The sequence below is a fragment of the Salinimicrobium xinjiangense DSM 19287 genome, assembly GCF_000423585.1.
Lineage (GTDB): Bacteria > Bacteroidota > Bacteroidia > Flavobacteriales > Flavobacteriaceae > Salinimicrobium > Salinimicrobium xinjiangense.
Window position 1 is genome coordinate 1 of the sequence record NZ_AUIG01000044.1, and the last position, 5,041, is coordinate 5,041.

The 5,041-nt window shown below is 41.6% G+C and carries 3 protein-coding genes, 2 tRNA genes, 1 rRNA gene and 1 pseudogene; 2 read left to right on the plus strand and 5 right to left on the minus strand.

Annotated elements, in window-relative coordinates:
- A partial coding sequence (locus tag G564_RS0112895; protein WP_029038028.1) for a transposase occupies nt 1-311 on the plus strand: 311 nt, incomplete at its 5' end.
- A 54-nt stretch (nt 312-365) separates the two neighbouring features.
- On the opposite strand, the pseudogene G564_RS20900 reads toward G564_RS0112895, so the two are convergent.
- The 4 genes and pseudogenes from G564_RS20900 to mutS all read right to left on the minus strand — a co-directional run.
- Nucleotides 366-575 (minus strand): annotated as a pseudogene (locus tag G564_RS20900) (GIY-YIG nuclease family protein); the annotation flags it as partial.
- 168 nt (nt 576-743) lie between these two features.
- Nucleotides 744-829 (minus strand) — tRNA-Leu (locus tag G564_RS0112905).
- Nucleotides 830-966: 137 nt separating this feature from the next.
- A tRNA-Gly gene (locus G564_RS0112910) sits at nt 967-1,039 on the minus strand.
- A gap of 190 nt (nt 1,040-1,229) precedes the next feature.
- Entirely contained in the window at nt 1,230-3,815 is a 2,586-nt protein-coding gene (mutS, locus tag G564_RS0112915; RefSeq protein WP_037374025.1) for a DNA mismatch repair protein MutS, read from the minus strand.
- Between the two features lie 324 nt (nt 3,816-4,139).
- Between mutS and G564_RS0112920 the strand changes: the two genes are divergently transcribed.
- Complete coding sequence (locus G564_RS0112920) at nt 4,140-4,685, plus strand: RNA methyltransferase (RefSeq protein ID WP_029038030.1); 546 nt, start codon at nt 4,140-4,142, stop codon at nt 4,683-4,685.
- A gap of 230 nt (nt 4,686-4,915) precedes the next feature.
- On the opposite strand, the gene rrf is transcribed toward G564_RS0112920, so the two are convergent.
- Nucleotides 4,916-5,024 (minus strand): 5S ribosomal RNA (gene rrf, locus G564_RS0112925).
- Nucleotides 5,025-5,041 lie beyond the last annotated feature (17 nt).

Sequence of the window (5,041 nt, forward strand, 5' to 3'; positions counted from 1 at the left end):
GGCGTAAATTTGCTTGTCATATAGGTGTAGCTCCTTTTTCTTTTCATTCGGGAACAAGTCAAAGATCAAAAAATAAAGTGTCTCACAGAGCAAATAAAAAGCTTAAAACACTTTTCCATATGGCTGCCTTGTCAGCAATAAAAATGAAGGGTGAGCTCAGGGATTATTTTGAAAGAAAAATAGCAGAAGGAAAGAACAAAATGACTGTTGTTAATGCTGTAAGAGCAAAATTAATTAACAGGATCTTCGCCTTAATTAGAGAAAACAGGCAATATGAAAAATCCCTTAATTTAACCTTGGTTTATCCATAAGAATATCGGGATGAACCCGCACTGAACTTCACAATTAGTTTTAATCTCATTTCTTCATAGGTTTTGAGGAGATTTCATCCTTTTGATATGAGCTTCTATTTGCCTTGCCGCTGAGTATGAAAGATTTTCAATTAAAAGAAATTTCTGCCAGTCATTGGCTCTTTTTGTAAAAGCCCTTTCGAAAACACCGCTTAGATGTTGTTCCAGCCGCAACTCAAAATCTTCACAACTTCCTATATAAAAAGAATCTAAAGATGGAGAATAAAGTACATAAACCTAGCCATACAATTGTAAATTAATACAAATTCTATAAATCAAAAAGAATAAAGAGGAATTGAAAATATTCGGAGCGGGCCCCGATAGTCATCGGGATGACCCCACACTTGGTTTTCCATAAAACAGAAAACCCCTGTTTTACAGGGGTTTATCTAGTACTCGGAGCGGGACTTGAACCCGCACGACCGTTGCTGGTCATTGGATTTTAAGTCCAACGTGTCTACCAATTCCACCATCCGAGCCTGGTGCTTCCAAAATAAAAACCCCGAAAAAACCGGGGTCTTAAAATGGTCAGAGCGAAAAACAGCCCCGAAGTCTCGGGGGAACCCCTGTCTGCCGGCAGGCAGGCGCGACCTCAAAAGAAGTTTTTCTCTTTCAGAGCGAAAAACGGGATTCGAACCCGCGACCTCCACCTTGGCAAGGTGGCGCTCTACCAACTGAGCTATTTTCGCATTTTAAAGAACATTAAAAATAGAGAGACCTGGTGGCGCTCTACTCCCGAGTACTCGGGAAGCTATTTTCGCGATTTTAAAGAACATCTCCGTTGTGAGGAGTATTGCGGTGCAAATTTAATACATTTCTGAAACTGGCAAAGATTTTTTTCGCAAAAACATCAGGCTTTTTCTGCTTATTTTTAAATCCCTAAACCCCTGCCTTTTGTCCTTTTGTAAGCATCCTTTTTATTTCATTCAGCTTCATTAAAGCCTCAACAGGAGTAAGTGTATCTATATCTGTATGTAAGATCTCATCCTTTAATTCTTCCAGAATAGGATCATCCAGATTAAAAAAGCTTAGTTGCAGATCGTCTTCAGCCGATTTCTTCAGCTTTCCGGCTTTATCCTGTATGCCATGAGAGTCTTCAAGTTTTTTCAGGATTTTATTAGCTCTCCTCAAAACCTGCTGCGGCATACCTGCCATACGGGCCACATGTATCCCAAAACTGTGTTCACTCCCTCCCGGTACCAGCTTCCGGAGAAAAAGGACGTTATCTTTTAATTCCTTTACAGAGACATTAAAGTTCTTAATACGACCAAAGGTTTCGGTCATGTCATTTAACTCATGATAGTGTGTGGCAAACAAGGTCTTTGCTTTTGAAGGATGTTCATGCAGATATTCTGTGATGGCCCAGGCAATGGAGATCCCGTCATAGGTACTGGTTCCCCGGCCAATTTCATCCAGGAGCACCAGACTCCTCTCAGAAAGATTATTAAGAATATTTGCTGTCTCATTCATTTCTACCATGAAAGTGGACTCCCCCATGGAAATATTGTCGCTGGCCCCTACACGAGTGAATATTTTGTCAACCAGACCAATCCTGACAGCTTCGGCCGGAACAAAGCTTCCCATTTGTGCCATCAGCACAATGAGCGCAGTTTGACGAAGAATAGCCGATTTACCACTCATGTTAGGTCCCGTGATCATGATCACTTGCTGACTTTCTCTATCCAGGTAAACATCATTTGCCACGTAAGATTCAGAAAGAGGTAATTGTTTCTCGATCACAGGATGTCTCCCATTTGTGATCTCCAACTCAAAGGAATCGTCAATTTGTGGCCTGCAGTAATTTTGGGAAATAGCCTGTTGTGCAAAAGAACACAAACAATCCAGTTGCCCAATTAAGATTGCATTTTGCTGCACGGGATGTATATAATCTCCAATCCACAGAACAAGCTTATTAAAGATCTCCTGTTCCAGCTGCAGGATCTTCTCTTCGGCTCCAAGGATCTTGGCCTCATATTCCTTTAGCTCTTCGGTAATATATCTCTCGGCGTTTACAAGGGTCTGCTTTCTTATCCAGCCTTCGGGCACCTTATCTTTATGAGTATTTCTGACTTCTATATAATATCCGAAAACATTATTACTACCTATTTTAAGAGAAGTAATACCCGTAGCAGTACTCTCCCGCTCGAGAAGTTTATCCAGATAATCCTTGCCCGAAAATGCAATTTTTCGCAGCTCATCCAGCTCAATAGAAAAACCTTCGGCTATAGTGTTTCCCTTCAGGATGTTAACAGGGGCATCTTCAAATAAGGTTTCTTTTATTTTATTCCGCAGCAAATCACAACTGTGTAGATTATCTCCAAGCACTTTAAGCGATTCATTATCTGAAGAAATTGCCAACCCCTTTACCGGGACCACAGCCTCCAAAGAATTTTTGAGCTGAATAACTTCCCGCGGACATACCTTTCCTGTAGCAACCTTGGAAATTAGACGCTCCAGATCGTTGATCTGTTTTATTTGATTCCGCGTTTTCTGAAGCGTTTCGGGCTTATCCATTAGATATCCCACCACTTCATGCCTTTTTTTTATTTTTTCAGCATTCTTTAATGGCAGCGCCAGCCAGCGCTTCAACATCCTTCCTCCCATGGGAGAAATAGTATTGTCTATGACATCAAGTAATGTTACTGCATTCTGGGCATGGGAATTATAGAGTTCAAGATTGCGGATGGTAAACCTGTCCATCCACACATATTCCTCTTCTGCGATGCGGTTGATGCCGGTAATATGTTGCAGGCGATGATGCTGGGTTTCCCCGAGATAATAAAGTACTGCCCCGGCGGCGATCACTCCTTCTTCCAAATGATCAACTCCAAACCCCTTTAAAGACTTGGTTTTAAAGTGAGTATTTAAGTTTTCAAAGGCATAATCAAGCTTGAACACCCAGTCTTCCAGAAAAAAGACATGGTATTCTTCTCCAAAATTTTCAAAAAACTCTTTCTTTTTCTGCTTGGGCACAAGTACTTCACTTGGATTAAAATTCTGAAGCAGTTTGTCTATATATTCCACAGAGCCTTCAGCCGTGAGAAATTCCCCGGTAGAGACATCCAAAAATGAGATTCCAAGGGTTCTTTTTCCGAAGTGCACGGCACAGAGAAAATTATTGGTTTTGCTTTGAAGCACCTCGTCATTCATGGCTACTCCGGGAGTCACCAATTCGGTCACCCCGCGTCTGACGATTTTCTTAGTGAGTTTCGGATCTTCCAGTTGATCACAGATTGCCACGCGCTCCCCCGCTTTTACAAGCTTAGGTAAATAAGTATTTAAAGAGTGGTGTGGAAAACCCGCTAATTCACTGCGCTCGCTCCCGTTATTCCGGTTGGTGAGAACGATATTGAGAATACGGGCGGCCCTAACCGCATCTTCTCCAAAAGTTTCATAGAAATCTCCTACCCTAAAGAGCAGCATCGCATCTGGATACTTCTTTTTGATAGCATTGTACTGCTGCATTAAAGGGGTGATCTTTTTCTCCGGTTTTCCTGACACGCGATTGTTTTTTTTGCTGAGGGCTAAAGTAAAAATTCTACTCCTTTAAAGATAATCTTCCCCTTTCTCATTTTCAAACTTTTATCCACAACCTGTCAAAATAAAATCTCTCTCTGTGGGAGTCTCAATTCTCTATAGATAGAATTATTATATACCATTGATTTTCGCGGGAAATCTTTTACAAATCTCTTTATATTACTTAAAATAAAAATGATCATCGATTGCGACTAGCACAGTTTAAAAGGCACTTCGCACATGAATAACTTTTGAAATTTCTATTTTTGTTCCATGGAAAAAAGAAAGCTGAAAAACAGCGAACTCGATCGGAAATCTGCAGAAGAATTCAAGGCAGCCGAAAAGACTCCAATTATTGTCATTTTAGACAACGTAAGAAGCCTTAATAATATAGGTTCCATCTTCAGGACTGCTGATGCTTTTTTGATTGAGAAGATTTACCTCTGCGGAATTACTGCAACACCGCCTCACAAAGACATTCAAAAAACCGCTTTGGGTGCTACAGAAACTGTAGCCTGGGAATATGCTGAAGATGTTCTCGCTTTGGTGGAGAAACTAAAGGCAAAAGACATGAAGATCTTTTCTGTGGAACAGGCAGAGAACGCCACCTTTCTGAATGAATTTATGCCTGAAGCAGCAGCCAAATATGTTTTTGTCTTTGGGAACGAGGTCAAGGGAGTACAGCAAAAAATTGTTTCAGCCAGTGACGGGGTTTTGGAAATTCCTCAGCTCGGCAGCAAACACTCCCTTAATATTGCCGTAAGTGCAGGAGTGGTTTTATGGGATGTTTTCAGTAAAATAAAATTCTCTCATAGATAGCGTCGATTAAATGGGCGCGGATTGCAAATCGGCGCCATCACGGATCCGCCATCACATCCTACTAGAGCAACCCTTCAGGGTTTGGAACCCTCTGAAAGGGTTACCATGACAATAGAAAGGAACCAGACCTTCCCTGTCAGGCCTTGTCGGCCCGGGGAGCTGACAGTCGTAATTTCAATTGACTTTAGGGTATAAAAAAAGCCTCAACATTGCTGTTGAGGCTTCTGTAAAAAAGGCGGCGACATACTCTCCCACGAGATGCAGTACCATCTGCGCTAACGGGCTTAACTTCTCTGTTCGGAATGGGAAGAGGTGAGCCCCGTTGCTATAACCACCTTAGATCTTTAGTATGCAGT

Excerpts from the sequence above, each read along its gene's own strand:
- mutS (WP_037374025.1), bottom strand. The coding sequence starts at position 3,815 with ATGCAGCAGTACAATGCTATCAAAAAGAAGTATCCAGATGCGATGCTG.
- G564_RS0112920 (WP_029038030.1), top strand. The coding sequence starts at position 4,140 with ATGGAAAAAAGAAAGCTGAAAAACAGCGAACTCGATCGGAAATCTGCA.